The 479-nt window shown below is 45.7% G+C and carries 2 protein-coding genes; both read right to left on the minus strand.

The window, feature by feature from the left end; all coding sequences use genetic code 11:
• On the minus strand, positions 1 to 182 hold a 182-nt coding region (locus UF06_RS28490; RefSeq protein WP_206778259.1), incomplete at its 3' end, for a hypothetical protein.
• A gap of 115 nt (positions 183 to 297) precedes the next feature.
• Positions 298 to 479 (minus strand): hypothetical protein (locus UF06_RS27275; protein WP_139046444.1); only part of this gene is annotated, 182 nt, incomplete at its 5' end.

Genomic DNA, 479 nt, shown 5'->3' on the forward strand with positions numbered 1-479 from the left:
TAACGCCCGGTTAAGGGGCAGCCAACGCCACAACCAAGCTTCCGCATAACACCGTAACCACCAAAACCAACGCATAATAAAAATGCCGCGCGTTGGCTGTCCCTCTTGAACCGTTTGTTATGTTTAAGCTTCAATGACTTACGTTTTACCAAAACCAAGATTAACTCGGTTTTGACTGACAAACAAAAGCCAAACCCCAGAAAACTGAAACGACTCATAGATTTGAGAAACAGACTTTGAATTTCGGCAATTCAAGCCCCAAAACCTGTGTTCAAAATACTGATTGCGCCAACCGCTCTAACCTCGCGCTTGCCCGAAAATTGACAGAGGCAACGCTCTGAATTTCCAGCGCCAAAGAACAAGTGTCCGGAAAACAGCGCCAAACGAAACCAACTTGCCGACAAGCACAAAACCAACAAGCCGAGGGAGCAAAGAAAAGATACAACCAACTGATTTGACGTGATTAAACATAACGCCCG

Origin of the sequence: Vibrio sp. S234-5, assembly GCF_000960595.1 — a bacterium.
GTDB lineage: Bacteria > Pseudomonadota > Gammaproteobacteria > Enterobacterales > Vibrionaceae > Vibrio.